The organism is Rhizobium sp. SL86 (assembly GCF_026672545.1).
Taxonomy (GTDB): Bacteria; Pseudomonadota; Alphaproteobacteria; order Rhizobiales; family Rhizobiaceae; genus Neorhizobium.
In genome coordinates, this window is record NZ_JAPPRJ010000002.1 from 166970 (window position 1) to 183618 (window position 16649).

At 60.2% G+C, this 16649-nt stretch carries 15 protein-coding genes; 11 read left to right on the top strand and 4 right to left on the bottom strand.

Annotated features, from left to right (window positions below; all coding sequences use genetic code 11):
- The first annotated feature begins 138 nt into the window (after nucleotides 1-138).
- From phnC to OU993_RS13060, 10 genes are all read left to right on the top strand, one after another.
- Entirely contained in the window at nucleotides 139-1005 is an 867-nt protein-coding gene (gene phnC, locus OU993_RS13015; protein WP_268158013.1) for a phosphonate ABC transporter ATP-binding protein, read from the top strand.
- 71 nt (nucleotides 1006-1076) lie between these two features.
- The gene (phnD, locus tag OU993_RS13020; RefSeq protein WP_268158015.1) at nucleotides 1077-1985 is read left to right on the top strand and encodes a phosphonate ABC transporter substrate-binding protein; all 909 of its coding nucleotides are present in this window, start codon (nucleotides 1077-1079) and stop codon (nucleotides 1983-1985) included.
- 104 nt (nucleotides 1986-2089) lie between these two features.
- Entirely contained in the window at nucleotides 2090-3076 is a 987-nt protein-coding gene (phnE, locus tag OU993_RS13025; protein ID WP_268158017.1) for a phosphonate ABC transporter, permease protein PhnE, read from the top strand.
- A 12-nt stretch (nucleotides 3077-3088) separates the two neighbouring features.
- The gene (phnE, locus tag OU993_RS13030) at nucleotides 3089-4603 is read left to right on the top strand and encodes a phosphonate ABC transporter, permease protein PhnE (RefSeq protein WP_268158019.1); all 1515 of its coding nucleotides are present in this window, start codon (nucleotides 3089-3091) and stop codon (nucleotides 4601-4603) included.
- A gap of 84 nt (nucleotides 4604-4687) precedes the next feature.
- A complete protein-coding gene (locus OU993_RS13035; RefSeq protein WP_268158021.1) occupies nucleotides 4688-5824 on the top strand; it encodes an alpha-D-ribose 1-methylphosphonate 5-triphosphate diphosphatase in 1137 nt (378 codons plus the stop codon).
- Nucleotides 5824-6426 carry a phosphonate metabolism protein/1,5-bisphosphokinase (PRPP-forming) PhnN gene (phnN, locus tag OU993_RS13040; RefSeq protein WP_268158023.1) on the top strand — a complete coding sequence of 201 codons (603 nt, stop codon included), beginning with the start codon at nucleotides 5824-5826 and terminating at the stop codon, nucleotides 6424-6426. The genes OU993_RS13035 and phnN overlap by 1 nt, the downstream gene beginning before the upstream one ends.
- Nucleotides 6427-6787: 361 nt before the next feature.
- Nucleotides 6788-7975, top strand: a complete 1188-nt coding sequence (repA, locus tag OU993_RS13045; RefSeq protein ID WP_268158025.1) for a plasmid partitioning protein RepA — start codon at nucleotides 6788-6790, stop codon at nucleotides 7973-7975.
- A gap of 26 nt (nucleotides 7976-8001) precedes the next feature.
- Nucleotides 8002-9012: a plasmid partitioning protein RepB gene (gene repB / locus OU993_RS13050; RefSeq protein ID WP_268158027.1), complete on the top strand. Its 1011-nt coding sequence runs from the start codon at nucleotides 8002-8004 to the stop codon at nucleotides 9010-9012.
- A 225-nt stretch (nucleotides 9013-9237) separates the two neighbouring features.
- Nucleotides 9238-10506 (top strand): plasmid replication protein RepC, encoded by a 1269-nt coding sequence (gene repC, locus OU993_RS13055; RefSeq protein WP_268158029.1) that lies wholly within the window; start codon nucleotides 9238-9240, stop codon nucleotides 10504-10506.
- Nucleotides 10507-10924: 418 nt separating this feature from the next.
- A complete protein-coding gene (locus OU993_RS13060) occupies nucleotides 10925-12052 on the top strand; it encodes an RHE_PE00001 family protein (protein WP_268158031.1) in 1128 nt (375 codons plus the stop codon).
- On the opposite strand, the gene OU993_RS13065 is transcribed toward OU993_RS13060, so the two are convergent.
- Complete coding sequence (locus OU993_RS13065; protein ID WP_268158033.1) at nucleotides 12049-12495, bottom strand: Lrp/AsnC family transcriptional regulator; 447 nt, start codon at nucleotides 12493-12495, stop codon at nucleotides 12049-12051. The genes OU993_RS13060 and OU993_RS13065 overlap by 4 nt on opposite strands.
- Before the next feature lie 126 nt (nucleotides 12496-12621).
- On the opposite strand from OU993_RS13065, the gene OU993_RS13070 reads away from it, so the two are divergent.
- Nucleotides 12622-13671, top strand: a complete 1050-nt coding sequence (locus OU993_RS13070) for an ornithine cyclodeaminase (protein ID WP_268158036.1) — start codon at nucleotides 12622-12624, stop codon at nucleotides 13669-13671.
- Nucleotides 13672-13709: 38 nt separating this feature from the next.
- Here OU993_RS13070 and OU993_RS13075 read toward each other — a convergent pair whose 3' ends face one another.
- The 3 genes from OU993_RS13075 to pcaG form a co-directional block, all read right to left on the bottom strand.
- Complete coding sequence (locus OU993_RS13075) at nucleotides 13710-14780, bottom strand: glycoside hydrolase family 25 protein (RefSeq protein WP_268158038.1); 1071 nt, start codon at nucleotides 14778-14780, stop codon at nucleotides 13710-13712.
- Between the two features lie 184 nt (nucleotides 14781-14964).
- Entirely contained in the window at nucleotides 14965-16026 is a 1062-nt protein-coding gene (locus OU993_RS13080; RefSeq protein WP_268158040.1) for a 3-carboxy-cis,cis-muconate cycloisomerase, read from the bottom strand.
- A 6-nt stretch (nucleotides 16027-16032) separates the two neighbouring features.
- Nucleotides 16033-16647 carry a protocatechuate 3,4-dioxygenase subunit alpha gene (gene pcaG, locus OU993_RS13085; protein ID WP_268158042.1) on the bottom strand — a complete coding sequence of 205 codons (615 nt, stop codon included), beginning with the start codon at nucleotides 16645-16647 and terminating at the stop codon, nucleotides 16033-16035.
- Between the last annotated feature and the right edge of the window lie 2 nt (nucleotides 16648-16649).

The following is a 16649-nucleotide window of genomic DNA, read 5'->3' on the forward strand; positions in this document are numbered from 1 at the left end:
CTGTCACAAACCGCCGAAATCTCCACGTAATCATAGGGCTAACTGCCTTTATATTTCCGACACAAAATATACATGCAGGCTTAACACTGGGGATCTAGGGCTAAATCCCGACGTCGATGATGAGACGAAGGGACGGTCATGCATCTGAGGCTTGAGAAACTCACCCGCCAGTTCGGCAGCAACACCGCCGTGGATTCCGTGACCATCGATATTCCCGCCGGCCAGATGGTCGGCGTGATCGGTCGCTCCGGTGCCGGCAAGTCGACCCTGTTGCGGATGATCAACCGTCTGGCCGACCCGACGTCGGGAAGCATTCGTTTCGGTGAGACGGAAGTGTCGGCGCTGCACGGTCAGGCCCTGCGCAACTGGCAGCGCGACTGCGCGATGATCTTCCAGCAGTTCAACCTCGTTCCGCGTCTCGACGTGCTGACCAATGTCCTGCTCGGTCGCCTCAATCATCGTTCGACGGTGATGAGCATTCTGAACCTGTTCAGCCGCGAGGAGCGTCTGATGGCGATCGCAGCACTCGAGCGGCTCGGCATCGAACAGACCGCGCTGCAGGCGGCAGGCACGCTGTCCGGCGGCCAGCAGCAGCGTGTGGCAATTGCCCGGGCGCTGATGCAGTCCCCGAAGATGGTGCTGGCGGACGAGCCGATCGCCTCGCTCGATCCGCTGAACGCCAAGATCGTTATGGATGCGCTGCGCAGCATCAACGAAAACGACGGCATCACCGTCGTCACCAATCTCCATACGCTCGATACCGCGCGCAATTATTGCGAACGCATCATCGGCATGGCCAAGGGTCGTGTCGTGTTTGATGGCAAACCGGCCGATCTGACGGCTGACGCGGTGCAGGAGATCTACGGCTCCGATCGGGATGGATCGGGCATCGACGAGACGATGACATCCACCAGCATCACCCTTTCCGGCACCGCGCAGGCCAGCAGTCTGGCAGGTGCCCCGATATCCGCGCCCTTACGCCCCCTCAGCGCTGCTGAGGCGTAGGCCGCACCGATCGCCAGCCCGCGTCAAAGGCAGGACGTTCACGACCATTGGCTCTGACAGGAGATGAACTCATGTTGAAGAAGACCCTTCTCGCCGCCGTAGCGCTCGTTTCGCTCGCCGGCGTTGCTGCTGCCCAAGATCTCAAGGAATTCCGCATCGGCATCCTCGGCGGCGAAAACGAAGCCGACCGCCTGCGCAACTTCGCCTGCCTTCAGGATCACCTGAAGACCGAACTCGGCGTCGAAAAGGTCTCGCTCTTCCCGGCTGCCGATTATGACGGCGTCATTCAGGGTCTGCTCGGCGGCACGCTTGATTACGCCGAACTCGGCGCTTCCGGTTATGCCAAAATCTACCTCGCCAACCCGAAGGCCGTCGAGCCGATCCTGACGACCGTCCAGACCGACGGCTCGATGGGCTATCACTCGATCATGGTTGCCCGCAAGGATTCCGGCATCAAGACGCTGGCCGACATGAAGGGCAAGAAGCTCGGCTTCGCCGACCCGGACTCGACCTCCGGTTACCTGATCCCGACCGTCACGCTTCCGGAAGCCATTGGCGGCGCACCGATCAAGGAATATTTCGGCTCGACCGGTTTTGGCGGCGGCCATGAAAACCTCGTTCTTGAAGTGCTGAAGGGCAATTTCGACGCCGGCACGACCTGGGGTTCGGGCGTTGGCAACTTCAAGGACGGCTATACCTCCGGCAACCTGAAGAAGATGGTCGACAAGGGCATCCTCAACATGGATGACCTGGTTGAACTGTGGAAGTCGCCGCTGATCCCGAACGGCCCGATCGTTGTTCGCACCTCGATGAACGACACCATGAAGTCCAAGTTCAAGACCTTCATGATGAACCTGCCGAAGACGGACGCCAAGTGCTTCTCCGCCATCCAGGGCGGCGATTTCAAGGGCTACGCCGAAGTCAACGTCGACTTCTACAAGCCGATCATCGACGCCCGCAAAGCCACCATCGGCGGCTGATCAGCCCTGTATCCTGACATCAACATCGCCGGCCCTCATGGACCGGCGATGCTCTTTTCAGTCGGCTCATGAACGAGCCCTCTCCTATCGAGGCCTGTCCGGCAATGGCATCCACACTCAATCCCACGGCACATGACGCGCCCCTTGGCACCCGGCTCGGCGAACGCGGCGAGAAGATCGAGCGACACTGGCAACAGCTTGCACGGCAGCGACGCTTCTACACCGCCATCAGCCTTGCGGTCCTGCTCTTCGCTCTCTTCGGGTCGTTGTGGTTTGCCAATGACAGCAATTCGGGAAAGTTCTTCGATCGCCTGCCGCATCTGTTCGACTTCGTGGAGGATCTTCTGCCGCGCGACGCCAACGAAGTCTGGCGCGCCCTCTTCGATCTGCCCTCCCCCTATTTCGACGGCAGTCTGAAATATGATTATCCGGAGGGTCGGTACTACATCACCGACAGCCTCTACATTCCCGAATATTTCTACAAGATGGTGGAGACGCTCAACATTGCCGTCATCTCCACCCTCATCGGTTTTTTGCTCGGTGCAGTCCTCTCCTTCTTTGCCGCGCGCAACATGGTGAAGAACCCGTGGATCCGCGGCCCCGCGCGGCGGTTCATGGAAATTCTGCGTGCGTTTCCCGAAATCGTGCTGGCCGGCTTTTTTCTGGCGATCCTCTCGCTCGGCCCCATCCCGGCCATCATCGCGGTGACGATCCACACGATCGGCGCGCTTGGCAAACTCTTCTTCGAAGTGATCGAAAACGCCGACATGCGTCCCGACGAGGGGCTACGGGCCGTCGGCGCCAGCTGGATCGAACGCGTCTGGTTCGCCATGGTGCCGCAGGTGATGCCGAACTTCATCAGCTACTTCCTGCTGCGCCTCGAAATCAACGTGCGTGCCTCGACGATCATCGGTGCAGTCGGCGGCGGCGGCATCGGCGAACAGCTGCGGTTGTCGATCAGCCGCGGACATGAGGCAAAGACGCTGGCGATCGTCCTGCTTCTGTTCATCACTATCATCGCGGTCGATCAGCTGTCGGCCTGGCTGCGACGCAAACTGGTGGGCGAACAGGCCTTCCAGGCCGTCATCTGAGGAGAAGCACCCATGCAGACCCTGACTGCCGCCGAATTCGACGCCATTGCCGCCCGTCATCCGACACTGCTCGTGCCCTCGTTCTGGAGCCGTTTTCGTATTCCGGTGATCGCCGGCGGCATGATCCTTTATATGGTCTTCTGCTGGTGGTTTTTTGCCGTCGGCCAGGTGATGTCCAGTGCCAACTGGGGCATTGCCGGTAACTATCTGGCGGATTGGGTGTCCTACGAGATCCGGCCGGATATCGAGATCGCCAAGGATGGCGCGATGGCGATCACCTATTCGCGTTTTGATCCGATCGGTCCCAATCCCAATCCGGATTGGATCGACGCAAGACGGGAGACGATCACCCGGACAGTGCCTGAGGCAGCCGCTCCGGTACAAACTCCGTCGAGCAAACCGTCCTCCAGTTTCAGCTTCATGGTTCAGCCTGCGCCGCAGGCGGCGGAGCAGAGTGCGTCTTCGGAAAGCTCTGCACCGAAGACCGTCACGGAGGAGGTGATCGTTGACGCCAAGGTAACTCTCGGCCGGGCAGCGACTGTCGATGTGCGGCCCGACCGCGTAATTCTGATCCGTGACGGATCGACGGTCACGCTGCGCCTCGACCGGGTGCGGGAGACCGTGACGGTTGACGGTGCAAAGCCGGACTGGGTGGAGCAGCGTGCCGAGGGCGGCCGCGTGATCGCCTATTTCGGCTGGGCCGGCTGGGTGGATGTCAGTTCCGACCGCGTGCGGATCCGCAACCGCTTCTTTGGCTGGGCGAACTTCATCTTCGACACCAATTCGGCCTTCTTCGGCATGTCCGCCAGCCATGTGATGAACACGATCATTTCTGGCGAGCGCATCGACCCGTCGATGAGCAATCTGGCGCTTGCCTGGAACGACATCCTCTACAATCCCTCCTGGCAGCACCTGGATGTCTGGACCAAGCTGCTACAGACCATCGTCATGGCCTTTGTCGGCACGCTGTTTGCGATGGTCGTGTCATTCCCCCTGTCCTTCCTGGCTGCCCGCAACATCACGCGCAACCGGCCGGTGAACCAGATCGTAAAGCGTTTCTTCGACTTCCAGCGCTCTGTCGACATGCTGATCTGGGCGCTCTTTTTTACCCGCGCCTTCGGGCCGGGACCGCTCGCCGGCATTTCCGCCATCTTCTTCACCGATACCGGAACGCTTGGAAAACTCTATTCCGAGGCCTTGGAAAACATCGACGACAAACAGCGCGAAGGTGTGAAATCCGTCGGCGCGGCACCGATCGCTGTCCAACGCTTCGGCGTCCTGCCGCAGGTCCTGCCCGTCTTCGCCTCTCAGGCGCTGTATTTCTGGGAATCGAACACCCGCTCCGCCACCATCATCGGTGCCGTCGGTGCCGGCGGTATCGGTCTGAAGTTATGGGAGGCCATGCGCACCAATTCCGACTGGGAAAATGTTGCCTACATGGTCATTCTGATCCTGATCGTGGTGTTCATCTTCGATAACATCTCCAACGCGCTGCGCAGCCGTCTGATCGGCCAACGCCAGCATTGACATCTGCCACTGACGGACTCATCCGTCAGTGGTCCTCTGATCTTCGGCCCGGCGCTTTGGGTCCCTGCAAGCGGTTCGTTCAACATGCCCGACATCATCCTCTCCAATGCCCGGATCGTCCTCGACAACGACATCATCCAAGGCAGCGTCAAAATCGAAAATGGCCTGATCGCGGATATCAGCGAAGGTTCAAGCCGCGCCGGAGAGGATTTTGAGGGTGACTACCTCATTGCCGGTCTGGTCGAATTGCACACCGACCACTTGGAGACCCATTATTCCCCCCGCCCCGGCGTGCGCTGGCATGCTATTTCTGCCATCCAGGCCCATGATGCCCAGGTCGCCACTTCCGGCATCACCACGGTTTTCGACTGCCTGCGCATGGGTTCGGACGAAGATGGCGGGTTCCAGAAGGGCGAGATGCGCGCGATGGCCGATGCCATCGAGACCGCGCAGAACGAAAACCGTCTTCGGGCCGAACACCTGCTGCATCTGCGCTGCGAGGTGTCCTCTGCCGATGTGCTGGAGCATTTTTCCGATTTCGAGGAGGATCCGCGCGTCCGGCTTCTGTCCTTGATGGATCATGCGCCGGGCCAGCGCCAGTTCCAGACAATGGATCAGTACACCCTGTACTACAAAACGAAGCGCGGCCTGTCCGACGAGGCGTTCGCTCACTTCGTTGCCCGCCGGCAGGAGGCCTCCGCACTCTACGCCGCTCCGCACCGCGATGCGCTGGCGCGGATCTGCCATGCACGCGGCATCACGATTGCGAGCCACGACGATGCAACGCTTGATCATGTGGACGAAGCGATCGGTTACGGAATCCGGCTGGCTGAGTTTCCCACCAGCCTTGACGCCGCGGATGCCTCACACAAGGCCGGCATGAGCGTGTTGATGGGCGCGCCGAATGTGGTGCGCGGCAAATCCCACTCCGGCAACATTGCCGCCCGCGACCTCGCCGCCCGCGGCGTGCTCGACGTCCTGTCCTCCGACTATGTGCCGCTCAGCCTGCTGCATGCACCCTTCGTGCTGGCCGACGAGATCGAGGGTATCTCGTTGCCGCAGGCGCTTGCCATGGTGACCTCCACCCCTGCCCGCACCGTGGGCCTCGACGACCGTGGGCGCATTGCCGAAGGCCTGCGCGCCGACCTCGTGCGCGTCCGCCGTGCCGATGGGGTCCCGGTCGTGCGGTCCGTCTGGCGTCAGGGGCTAAGGGTGGCGTGATGGCCGACAGCCGGTCGAAACCAGAAGCGAGCTCCGAAGGAACGATGGTCGTCGTTGTCGGTCCGTCCGGTGCCGGCAAGGATACGCTGATCGACTACATTCGAAAGATGCTCAGCGGTCGGTCGGAGATTCATTTCGTCAAACGGACGATCACGCGACCGGCGGAAGCGGGCGGCGAAGATCACACGCCGGCAACCGAGGCAGAATTTTCGGCTCTGCGGGCCGCGGGCAGCTTTTGTGTCGACTGGCAGGCCCATGGATTACACTACGGCATCCCGTCTGCTGTCTGCGACGTGCTTCGAGGCGGCGGCCTTGCCATTGCCAATGGATCCCGCTCCGCGCTGCCGCATTTTTCCGCGGCCTTCCCGAACCTTCTTGTCGTTAATATCGTCGCCAAACCCGAGGTGCTGGCCGAGCGCCTGAAGACCCGCGGGCGGGAAAGTGAGAACGACATCGCAGCCCGATTGCGCCGGAGCGAGGAATTCACCATTCCGCCGGGCTACCGGTGTGTGACCATCGATAACAGCGGAGATCTGAAGGACGCGGGAGAGGCATTTTTATCGGTGCTGACGGCTATGTCCCTTGAGACCAGCACCAACTGAAACACAGATCTCGTCTGCGCAGCCTGGCGAGAATCGGCGCCCCACGGAGACGCTCGATTCGGGCATGAGGCTGTCGATTGTGTCTGTCGGCGCGGATTCTGCAGCACGCGGCTCCGCCAGTCTGCACGATTCACATGCCGTTCCAGTGTCTTCTTGATCTTCTTTTGCGCGCGCAAGGCTCTGAAAAGGAAGCATAAAGCCGTAAAAGTGGGCAAGGGCGCGCGCCTGTCGTTAACCATGGGTTAACCAACAAGCGTTTGACGGAACAACGGAATCGGGTAATTTTGCGCCGACGGTAATTTGACAATCCTCTTCGAAAAACCGTCGCGAAAGAAACCCGATGAACGTGCGGTCAAATCCGATGAGCGAATCTTCCGCTGCCAAGATTGGCAGGCAATCACAGTTGCTGTCTGCCCAGCTTCAGTCTCTGCGCGAGCGGCTCTACGAACCGGACGCGCGAAAGACACTGAAGACCTTTACATCGCGCGAGGCCGCCGGGCTTCTCGGCATTGCCGAGTCCACTTTACGGCAAATGTCGCTTGATGGCGAAGGCGTCATTCCGGACCGGCAGGACAACGGCCGGCGCATTTATACGCTCGACCAGATCAACGAGATCCGCCACCATCTGGCGAAGAAACGTCCGGCCGAAGCGCTGGATTTTCTGCCGCGTCGCCGTGAAGGCGATAAGCTCCAGGTGATCGCGGTCGCAAACTTCAAGGGCGGTTCCGCCAAGACCACCACCACCATTCATCTCGCGCATTATCTCGCGATTTCAGGCTTGCGCGTGCTCGCGCTCGATCTCGATCCGCAGGCTTCTCTGTCGGCCATGTTCGGCTACCAGCCTGAGTTTGACGTGGACGAGAACGAGACGGTTTATGCGGCAATCCGCTATGATGATCGGCGGCGTCCCATTCGCGAGGTGATCCGGCAGACCTATTTCGCCGGCATCGACCTCATTCCCGCCAATCTGGAATTGATGGAATACGAACATGAGACCCCGCAGGCGATAGCCGAGGGTCATGGCCGCGGCGACGAGATCTTCTTCCGGCGCCTCGCTTCCGTCATTAATGAAGTCGAAGCGGATTACGACGTCGTTCTGATCGATGCTCCGCCGCAGCTTGGTTATCTCACGCTCGGTGCCCTTTGCGCGGCGACAGGGCTACTGATCACCATACATCCGGCGATGATCGACGTTGCCAGCATGAACCAGTTCCTCGCCATGATGAGCGATCTGATGCATGTGATCGAGGAACGCGGCGGTGTTCTCCAACACGACTTCATCCGATACGTGATCACCCGTCACAACCCGAATGACGGGCCCCAAGTCAACGTGGTCACCCTTCTGCGCTCTTTGTTCAAGGATGACGTGCTCGCACCGGCCGTGGTCGAAACGACCGCCATTGCAAGCGCCGGCCTGGAGAAAAAAAGCCTTTATGAAATGAGCCGCGGCAGCGTCGGGCGCGATACGCTCAACCGGGCGCTGGAATCGGTCGACGCCGTCAACAATGACATTCTTCAACTGATGAAACAGTGCTGGGGTCGCAAATGACCAATCCTCGCGACAGAAATCAACGGATGAGAAGCCTGTTTGCCAACGTCAATCCGGACGATCTGGCAAAACAAGCAACGCCGCTTCCGAGCGACCTCGAAAAACGTCGGGTCGGTTCCGTGGCGGTCAAATCCATGGACCGCGCCTTCGTCTCCATTGAAGAGGAGAACAGGCGCCTCCACGAACAATTGATGGGCGCAGAAGCGATCATCGAACTCGACCCGGACAAGATCGAGCCATCCTTCGTGCGCGATCGCCTGGAGATCGAGGAAAACGAGACATTTGCCGCCTTCGTCGACGGCATTCGTGAGAACGGCCAAAGGCTGCCCATTCTCGTGCGTCCCCTCGCCCACCGTCCCGGCCACTATCAGGTCGCTTACGGCCATCGCCGTCTGCGCGCCTGCCAGATCCTCCGGCGTCCCGTCAAGGCGCTTGTCCGCGAGTTGACGGATGAAGAACTCGTCATCTCGCAAGGGATAGAGAACGCCGAACGGCTGAACCTGAGCTTTATCGAGCAGGCCTTCTTCGCCCTCACCCTGAAGGATCAGGGTTATTCCCGCGAGACGATTTCGGAAGCCCTGGGACGTAAGGAAAAGAAGGGCATTGCCTATATTTCCCATCTGACGAATGTCGCTTCGGCCGTGCCGGAGGATCTCGTGCGCGCGATCGGCCCGGCTCCGGCTGTCGGTCGCCCCAAATGGGAAAAGCTTGGACTTCTGATCGCCGATCGGCGGCTGAGTAAAAATCAGCAGGACCGCATCAACGGGGTGAAATCGGGTTCGGCCTGGCAGAACGCCAATAGCGACCAGCGCTTCGATCTCGTTCTGAAGGTGCTTCAGACGCCGGATGCACCGAAGACCGAGGCAACGGAAGTCGCCCTTGGACACGGTGCGGTGGCAACCGTTCAGTTTTCGGCCAGAGCCACGAAGCTCACCATTCCCGAATCCGCCATTCCCGGTTTGTCCGAATGGCTTGTTGCGCGTCTACCGGAACTCGCGGCGGAATTCCGTCGCCAGCGACATGAGGCAGATCCATGAGCTAACACATCCATGAAAAAGGGCCTGCCGACGGCAATCGACAGACCCTGATCCATTGTCAACGGAACGAACCGTCAACGTCATTTGTAGCAATCTGATTCTAGGACGGTCGGGGTTCACAATCAAGTCTCTGATTCTTCAGAGAGCGTTTTTTTGTGCCCATCTGCTGGCTTCCCGATAGATATTTCATTGGGGAACGTGGTCTTTCGACTGCGTCGATGTCCTATGACTTCTCGAACCACGGTGTCGTCCTTCCGACGCATCACACCGGCAATTGTCGCGAGTGCCCGGCTGGCGCTCAGTGATGAACTGCCGGATACCACAAAGGCGGAAGTCGCTCTTCTTCTGAAGAAGGCTGCACCTTCACTCGGCATCCATGGCACAGCTTATCACGTCATGGACATTCTGCTCGGTCTTTCCCGTATGGAAGACTGGTCCGGCGAAGGCCGCCCCGTCGTTGCGATCTCGAATGCCAAGCTCGCGGAATATACGCAGCGGTCGGAACGCACGGTCATGCGCTGCATCCGCAAGCTCGTCGAAGTCGGTATTGCCGCCTATCGCGACAGCGCCTCCGGTCGTCGTTTCGTCCAGCGCGATCGTGACGGCATGATCACCGTCGGCTACGGTATCGACTTCACGCCGGCGCGTGCGCGTCTTTCGGAGCTCAAGATGCGTGTGCAACAGTATCAGGAGCGCCTGGCTGCAGAACTCGCCGCCCGTCGCGAGATCTCTCGTCTGTCTCGCGCAGTGGCCGATCTGGCACTCGCTTTTCCGACCTATGCCGATGAATGGCAGAGTGAACTTGATACCGCGAGTGAGACCATCGATCTTCTTCAAAGGGCCGCCGAACTGCGCATTGTTTATGCCGCAGCCGTGGAAAGGGTCCAGCCGACTTTATCCGGCACAATGGCAGGCGAGGGTGACATCCGTGTCATCCCTTATACTGATACAAATCATAAAATCATTTTCGAGAGTAACGCGTGCCCCGAGAACCTACCGGCAGAGGAAATGCGGCTTGATGAACAGACGGAAGCTTTTGTTGCGACCGAAACGATCGATGTGAGAAGCATGACCGAAACAAGCAATGCCGAGGAAAACAAGCGCTCAGGCCTCGAAGTTCAGACCGACGTGCTTTCTGCAGTTCCGATTGATCTCATTCACAGGGCCTGCCGCGAGGTGCAGTCGCTGACGGGTACAACGCTTGCCTCCTGGTCTGAATTGCGGCGCCAAGAGGGACTTTTGTGCCGGATGGTCGGACTTTCCGACAAGGTGTTCGAGCGCGGTCGACAGAGGGTCGGACCGCATGCCGCTGCAGCGATCCTTGCGACCGTCGTCGAAAAATCAGCGCGCGATCCGGATGATATTCTGAAACCGGAAGCCTATTTCCTGGCCATGCTGGACCGGGCGGTGGAAGGTAAACTCAATCTCGATCGAAGCCTCTATGGTCTGGCATCGCATTCCAGGCCGGAGCGAGGGCAGCCGTTACAACTGTAACTCCCTCGGCAGTGAAGCGATCGATTCTGCTCTGACCATTCACAGGCGGAGCGCTCCATGAGCGGAGTTACAGTTGTAACTCCGGACCAAGCAGCCTGCGCATTTGCATGGTCGATCGAGTGGAGAACACATAGGAACGCCAGGAGATACATGACGTATGGATCGCGGCTAAGCATTTTGGAGCCTCAAGAAAAGCCTGGTTTTAGGCCGGAAAATCGCATTAGACGATGACGTCGCCCTTCACCTATGCTATATAGAGTAGTGCGGATGGCCGATGATGTTGAACAGTCAAGGAAGCACTTCTCCTGACGATTCATCCGCCAAACCGCTCTCCCAATGCATCAAAATGAACCCTACCATGTGGCGGACACTAACGCCTTGCTAGTGTCCGGATCGTGAATCAGCTAGTGATTCACCAATGACTTACGATCTCGCCCATCTTCCCCTGCAGACCCTCCTTTCACCGCTCTCGCGCGCGCAGGGAGCGATTATCCGGCTTGATGAAAGGCTGGCGAGTTCTCCGGTCGGTGAGGGTTTTCTCCACAGAAGCCACTTCACCGATGCCTGTGCATCGCTTTGGGTGGATGGTGATCTCGCGCATCTCGAAGACCTTGTCCTGCACGATGCCGGGCACGACATTCGAGCCCCGACCCATGAACTCACCATTGCTCGGGAAGTGCTCCGCACGCGTCGGCGCATCACCGCGCATCCACCGGACTGGGCCCTGACGCCCGCGGGGTTGCGTTCCCTCAAAGGCAGCGAGCGAAGCAGTGACGAGCCGCAGCTCGAGACCAAAGGCTTCTCCGAGGCTCCCATTGCCGACGACCACGCACCAATGCACGAGACCGACGATGTCTCGGCGGATGATCCGCTCACCAAAGAACTTGCGGCCATGGATGCGCTTCTGGCCCATACCGAAGCGGTGATGAAAGAGGCGCGGACCCTGGGGCGCACGCCGGATGAGGAGAAGGCTCCTCTCGTTTATGATCCTGAATGGGACGAAGAGGAGCGGATTGCGGAATGGCAGGCGGTCCTGCACCACACGGAAGACTATCCGCCCGTTCTCCAGGCGATCCTGCTGCTGGATGCCTGGAACGAAATCGGCGTTCTGCAGCACGCGCCGTGGATGGGTCGTCTGTTGTTCGGCGCGCTTTTGCGTCGATGCGGCGTCACGACCGGCGGGCACCTCACAACACTCAATCTCGGGCTGAAGGCCGTTGCGGTCGAACGGCGACGGCATCGTCAGCGCGACGTCCGCCTGATGGCGATGTTGCAGGGGCTGATCCTTGCCGGTGAGCAGGGGCTCAAGGAGCATGATCGTCTGCTATTGGCACGCAGGCTCATGGAACGGCGCCTCATCGGCCGGCGCACGACGTCACGCCTGCCGGAACTCATCGAACTTGTGATGTCGCGTCCACTCGTCTCGACGGGCATGATTGCCGACACGTTGAAGGTGACGCCCCGGGCGGCTCTCCGCATCGTGGAGGAACTGGGCCTGCGCGAATTGACGGGCAGGGGACGTTACCGGGCCTGGGGCGTTCTCTAGACGCTGCTCAGCAGAAGGCTGGTTTCGCTGTTCGAGACGCCTTCGATCATGCGGATGTCGCGCAAGACCCGGTCGAACTCTCCAAGACTGTCGGTGCGGATATGAGCCACCAGATCCCAGTTGCCGTTGGTGGTGTGCAGCGTATGGATTTCCGGCATGCCCCGTAGCTTGCGGATGATGCGATCGGTCGATTTGCCGACCACCTCGATCATCATGATGGCGTTGACGCCGTCTTCGTCCAGGTCTGCCCGGACCCGAACGGTGAAGCCGACCAGGATGCCGGTTTCCATCAAACGGTCGAGGCGGTTCTGGATCGTGCCGCGGGCAACCCCCAGAACGTCGGAGAGCTTCGACAGCGAGGCGCGGCCATCGATGCGCAGATGGGCAATGATGCGTCTGTCGAGGTCATCCGGTCGATAGAGGCTGGTTTCGATCACTGTCATTTCGTCAATCCGTCCAATGCGGCTGTACATTCTGCCCAAGTTCCCGGTGGAAACAACACAGAATCGCGCCTTCATACCATTCGGTCGGGACGCTAGGCTGACGGTTTCAGACAAGAGGAGATCACCGTGCTGCACCCCCCGTCGCAAAAAGCGCTCGTTCCGTTTGTCAGCGTCGAGAACATGATGCGGCTTGTCCACCACATCGGGCTGGAGCAGATGCTACGGGAGCTGGCTGATGAGATCGAGGCGGACTTCCGGCGTTGGGACAGTTTTGACAAGACGCCGAGGGTCGGGTCGCATTCCCGCGATGGCGTGATCGAGCTGATGCCGACGTCCGATGGCGAGGTTTATAGTTTCAAATACGTCAACGGTCATCCGAAGAACATGGCGAAGGGATTGCAGACCGTCACGGCCTTTGGGCTGCTTGCCGATGTCGCAACCGGTTATCCGGTACTCCTGACTGAAATGACGCTTCTGACGGCGCTTCGCACCGCCGCGACCTCGGCGATGGCTGCACGGCATCTGGCGCCGAAGGGCGCGCGAACCATGGCGATCATCGGCAACGGTGCGCAGTCGGAATTCCAGGCGCTCGCCATGAAGGCGGTGCTCGGAATCGATCATGTGCGGCTTTACGATATCGACAGCCGGGCGACGGATAAAGCCTGTCGAAACCTGACCGGGTTCGGCCTCAAGGTGACCCCCTGCCGGTCCGCCGAAAGCGCGATCGAAGGCTCGCAGATCATCACCACTTCAACCGCCGACAAACAGTACGCGACAATCCTGACGGACAACATGATCGGCGCGGGCGTGCATATCAACGCCATCGGCGGCGATTGCCCCGGCAAGACGGAACTGCATCCGGGTATCCTGGAGCGAGCCGACACCTTTGTCGAATATCCGCCGCAGACCTGGATCGAGGGCGAGATCCAGCAGATGCCGAAGACCTATCCGATCACGGAACTCTGGCAGGTGGTGACCGGTGTCGTCGGGGGACGCCGGGACGACCGCCAGATCACGCTGTTCGACAGCGTCGGTTTTGCGATCGAGGATTTTTCAGCCCTGCGCTACGTAAGGGCGCGGATCGCCGGCACGGATCTGTTTCAATGGCTCGACATCATCGCCGATCCGGACGATTCCCGCGACCTGTTCGGCATGCTGATGCGGGCGAAACCCTGAGCCGCAGGATTAAAGAGTTCAGTCAGATCGACTTAGGCTCAACGGCTGGCAATCCGCGAGGGGCTCTGTTCCGACCAGCGGTGCCACTGCTCCTCATTGCCTGAAAAGACGTTGAGGTCGATCTTTTCGTCGACGCCCTGCGACAGGCCGGACCCGGAATATTGCCAGAAGATCCAGCGGCGACCCGGATAGACCTTGGACGGGTGGGCTGCCACGGAACGCAGCCAGAAGGGATAATCGAGGAAGGCGTTCTGCAGATTGTCCTTGTAGAAGTCCGGGGCGGTATAGATCACCGGCCGCTTGCCGTAATGCTTTTCGAGGATGTCCATGAAGACCTGCATCTTCTCGCGGATCTTGTCCGGCGAGAGGCGGCGCTTGCAGTCGGAGAGGTGATTGTATTCGACATCGATGACCGGCGGCAGGGCATCCGGATCATTCGGCACGTTGCGGATGAACCAGGCCGCCTGTTCGCTTGCCACCCGGCACCAGTAGAAGAAATGATAGGCGCCGCGCTTGACGCCGGCTTCCTTGGCGCGCCGCCAGTTGGTCTGGAACATCGGATCGAGATGATCGCCGCCATCGGTCGCCTTGATATAGGCAAAGTTGGCGCCCTGCGTGCGCAGCTTCGGCCAGTCGATCTCACCCTGCCAGCGGGAGACATCGACGCCGTGCACCGGGTGGTGCTGCGGCGTGATGCGGCCGAAATTGATCGGCTTGGCGTCGCGGAAACGCTGGCTGAACACGCGGCCGCGCTTGATGTTCGGATTGAAGTTTTCCGGCTGGCTCGGCATCATCATCGCGACCGGCCGGGCGCTGGGAAGCGGCATACCGTTCTGCGTGGTGTTCGTCTCGAAGGCCTGCGGATGCGGAGCGGAGCCCGCCCAGGCAAGCTCGTGTGCCTGCGGCGTTGGAACAGTCTCTTGTGCCTGTTGGGCTACCTGCGGCTGCGGCGTGACCTGTGCGATGGCGGCCGGCGGTGTGATCGGCGAAACGGCGTTGGTGATCTCCTGGGACGGAGCGATGTTCAGGGCTTCTTCCGGGCCGCTCGATCGGCAACCCGCCATGACAAGGCAGCCAAGGACGATGGGGAGGAGAAGTTTGTTACGCATGAACACCGGTACTCAGTCAGCGGGACTTGGATGGCGAACGGCCACCTTGCGACATTGCTAACAGAGCATTACCGGAAAAATCTAAATGCAAACTTTACCGCGACCGGGCATGACTGATCTTTTTAGCAGAATCTGAAATTTCCGCGCGCCCGGCAAATACGCGAGGAGGGGGAGCTCTTCGCCCTTATTCCGGGTCGCGCCCGATGGACTGGATCTTCGACAGAAGATCGCGCGAAAGCCGCAGCGATGCACCGGTGGCAATGGTGATGGAGGGGAGCAGCATCCATTCGAGCGTCCAGGCGGCGCCGGAGCGCTCCTGTTCATGCACCAGGGACTGATGTATGCCGGAGACCTGAACCGCATTGAAGCGGGCGAGCGACACAAGCGCTTCGGCAACCACCGGGTTCTGCTTGTGCGCCATCGCGGATGAACCGCCGCCGCCGGACAGAGTGATCTCGCCGCCCATCTGGGCGAGCAGCGCGACATCCTGGCCGATCTTGCCAAGGGAACCGCTGATCATCGAGAGGCAGTCAGCCACCTCGACGATCCGGTCGCGCTGGCTGTGCCATTGAGTGGCATCCGCAAGCCCCAGATGGGCCGCTAGCCGGGCGCGAACGGCCGCGCCCTTTTCAGGCAGTTTGTCGAGGTTCCCGGCCGCACCGCCGAACTGCACGGGTAATCCCTGTTGCATGAGCGCCGTCAGTCGCGCGTGATCACGCACGAGCGGGCTCGACCAGGAGGAAAGCCGGTCTGCGACGGTGATCGGGATCGCCGCCTGCATCCGGGTATGGCCCATCAGGCGGCGAGGGCCGAAATTCTGCTGCAGCCGGACGAACTCGCCTTGCAGATCGGCCAGCCGTGCCAGGAACAGGGCAACGACGCCCTTCAGCCGCAACATCAGGCTTGTGTCGATCACGTCTTGGCTGGTCGCACCAAAATGCACATGTTTTGCGTCATCACCACCAACGGCAGCGCGCAGCTGTTTCACCAGTTCCGCAGCCACGATGCCGTCCTTGGCAACGCCTTGCCTCAGGCCGGTCATATCCGGCCTGAAGTTTTGGCAGACGTCCGCGATACGGGTTGCCGCCGCGGACGGAATGACACCTTCTTCGGCTTCGGCGAGCGCAAGCGCCCGCTCGAAGGACAGCATGGCACGAATATCCGCCTGCGCGGCAAACAGGGCTGCCGTTTCCTCGTCGCCGAGGAGGCCGGACAGGTAGGGATGTTCGAAGGCGGATATGGTCATGCCAGCTCAGATATCGAAAAAGACGGTTTCGTTTTCACCCTGAAGGTAGATATCGAAGGTCACGACATCACCTTCCCGCTTGCCGATCAGGGTGGGCACGCGGACGCGATGCTCTATGCGGGCAAGCACCGGATCTTCTGCATTGGCCTCCTCTTCGTCGGAGAAGTACATGCGGGTCTGCAGGCCGATATTGATGCCGCGCGCGACGATCCAGAGCGTCACATGCGGTGCCATCCAGCGGCCGGCATGCGGCACACGACCCGGCTTGATCGTCTCGAAGACGTATTCGCCGGTCGTCATGTCCGCCGGGCAACGGCCCCAGCCGAAGAAGTTCGGATCGGCCTTGCCGCGGGTTTCCGACGGGCTGTTGTAAAAGCCGTCGGCATCCGCCTGCCAGATCTCCACCATGGCATCCCTCAGCGGGGTGCCGGATCCGTCGATCACCCGGCCCTTGATCGTGATGCGCTCGCCGCGCGTCTTCTCATTGTAGAGAGGGCCGGAGCCGAGGTCGGTCTCGTAGACGCCATGGATGCCGGTGAAGTTCGGCGTGCAGCCGATATGGACGTAAGGGCCCGCAGTTTGAGAGGGCGATTCCTTCAGGTAGTTCAGCGGTTGAACCATGA

Bases quoted from the DNA above. Each gene is read 5' to 3' on its own strand.
- OU993_RS13060 (WP_268158031.1), top strand. From the start codon at position 10,925: ATGACTTACGATCTCGCCCATCTTCCCCTGCAGACCCTCCTTTCACCG.
- OU993_RS13075 (WP_268158038.1), bottom strand. From the start codon at position 14,780: ATGCGTAACAAACTTCTCCTCCCCATCGTCCTTGGCTGCCTTGTCATG.
- phnE (WP_268158017.1), top strand. From the start codon at position 2,090: ATGGCATCCACACTCAATCCCACGGCACATGACGCGCCCCTTGGCACC.
- phnN (WP_268158023.1), top strand. From the start codon at position 5,824: ATGGCCGACAGCCGGTCGAAACCAGAAGCGAGCTCCGAAGGAACGATG.
- repC (WP_268158029.1), top strand. From the start codon at position 9,238: ATGACTTCTCGAACCACGGTGTCGTCCTTCCGACGCATCACACCGGCA.
- phnD (WP_268158015.1), top strand. From the start codon at position 1,077: ATGTTGAAGAAGACCCTTCTCGCCGCCGTAGCGCTCGTTTCGCTCGCC.
- OU993_RS13065 (WP_268158033.1), bottom strand. From the start codon at position 12,495: ATGACAGTGATCGAAACCAGCCTCTATCGACCGGATGACCTCGACAGA.
- phnE (WP_268158019.1), top strand. From the start codon at position 3,089: ATGCAGACCCTGACTGCCGCCGAATTCGACGCCATTGCCGCCCGTCAT.
- OU993_RS13080 (WP_268158040.1), bottom strand. From the start codon at position 16,026: ATGACCATATCCGCCTTCGAACATCCCTACCTGTCCGGCCTCCTCGGC.
- repB (WP_268158027.1), top strand. From the start codon at position 8,002: ATGAGAAGCCTGTTTGCCAACGTCAATCCGGACGATCTGGCAAAACAA.
- pcaG (WP_268158042.1), bottom strand. From the start codon at position 16,647: ATGGTTCAACCGCTGAACTACCTGAAGGAATCGCCCTCTCAAACTGCG.
- phnC (WP_268158013.1), top strand. From the start codon at position 139: ATGCATCTGAGGCTTGAGAAACTCACCCGCCAGTTCGGCAGCAACACC.
- repA (WP_268158025.1), top strand. From the start codon at position 6,788: ATGAGCGAATCTTCCGCTGCCAAGATTGGCAGGCAATCACAGTTGCTG.
- OU993_RS13035 (WP_268158021.1), top strand. From the start codon at position 4,688: ATGCCCGACATCATCCTCTCCAATGCCCGGATCGTCCTCGACAACGAC.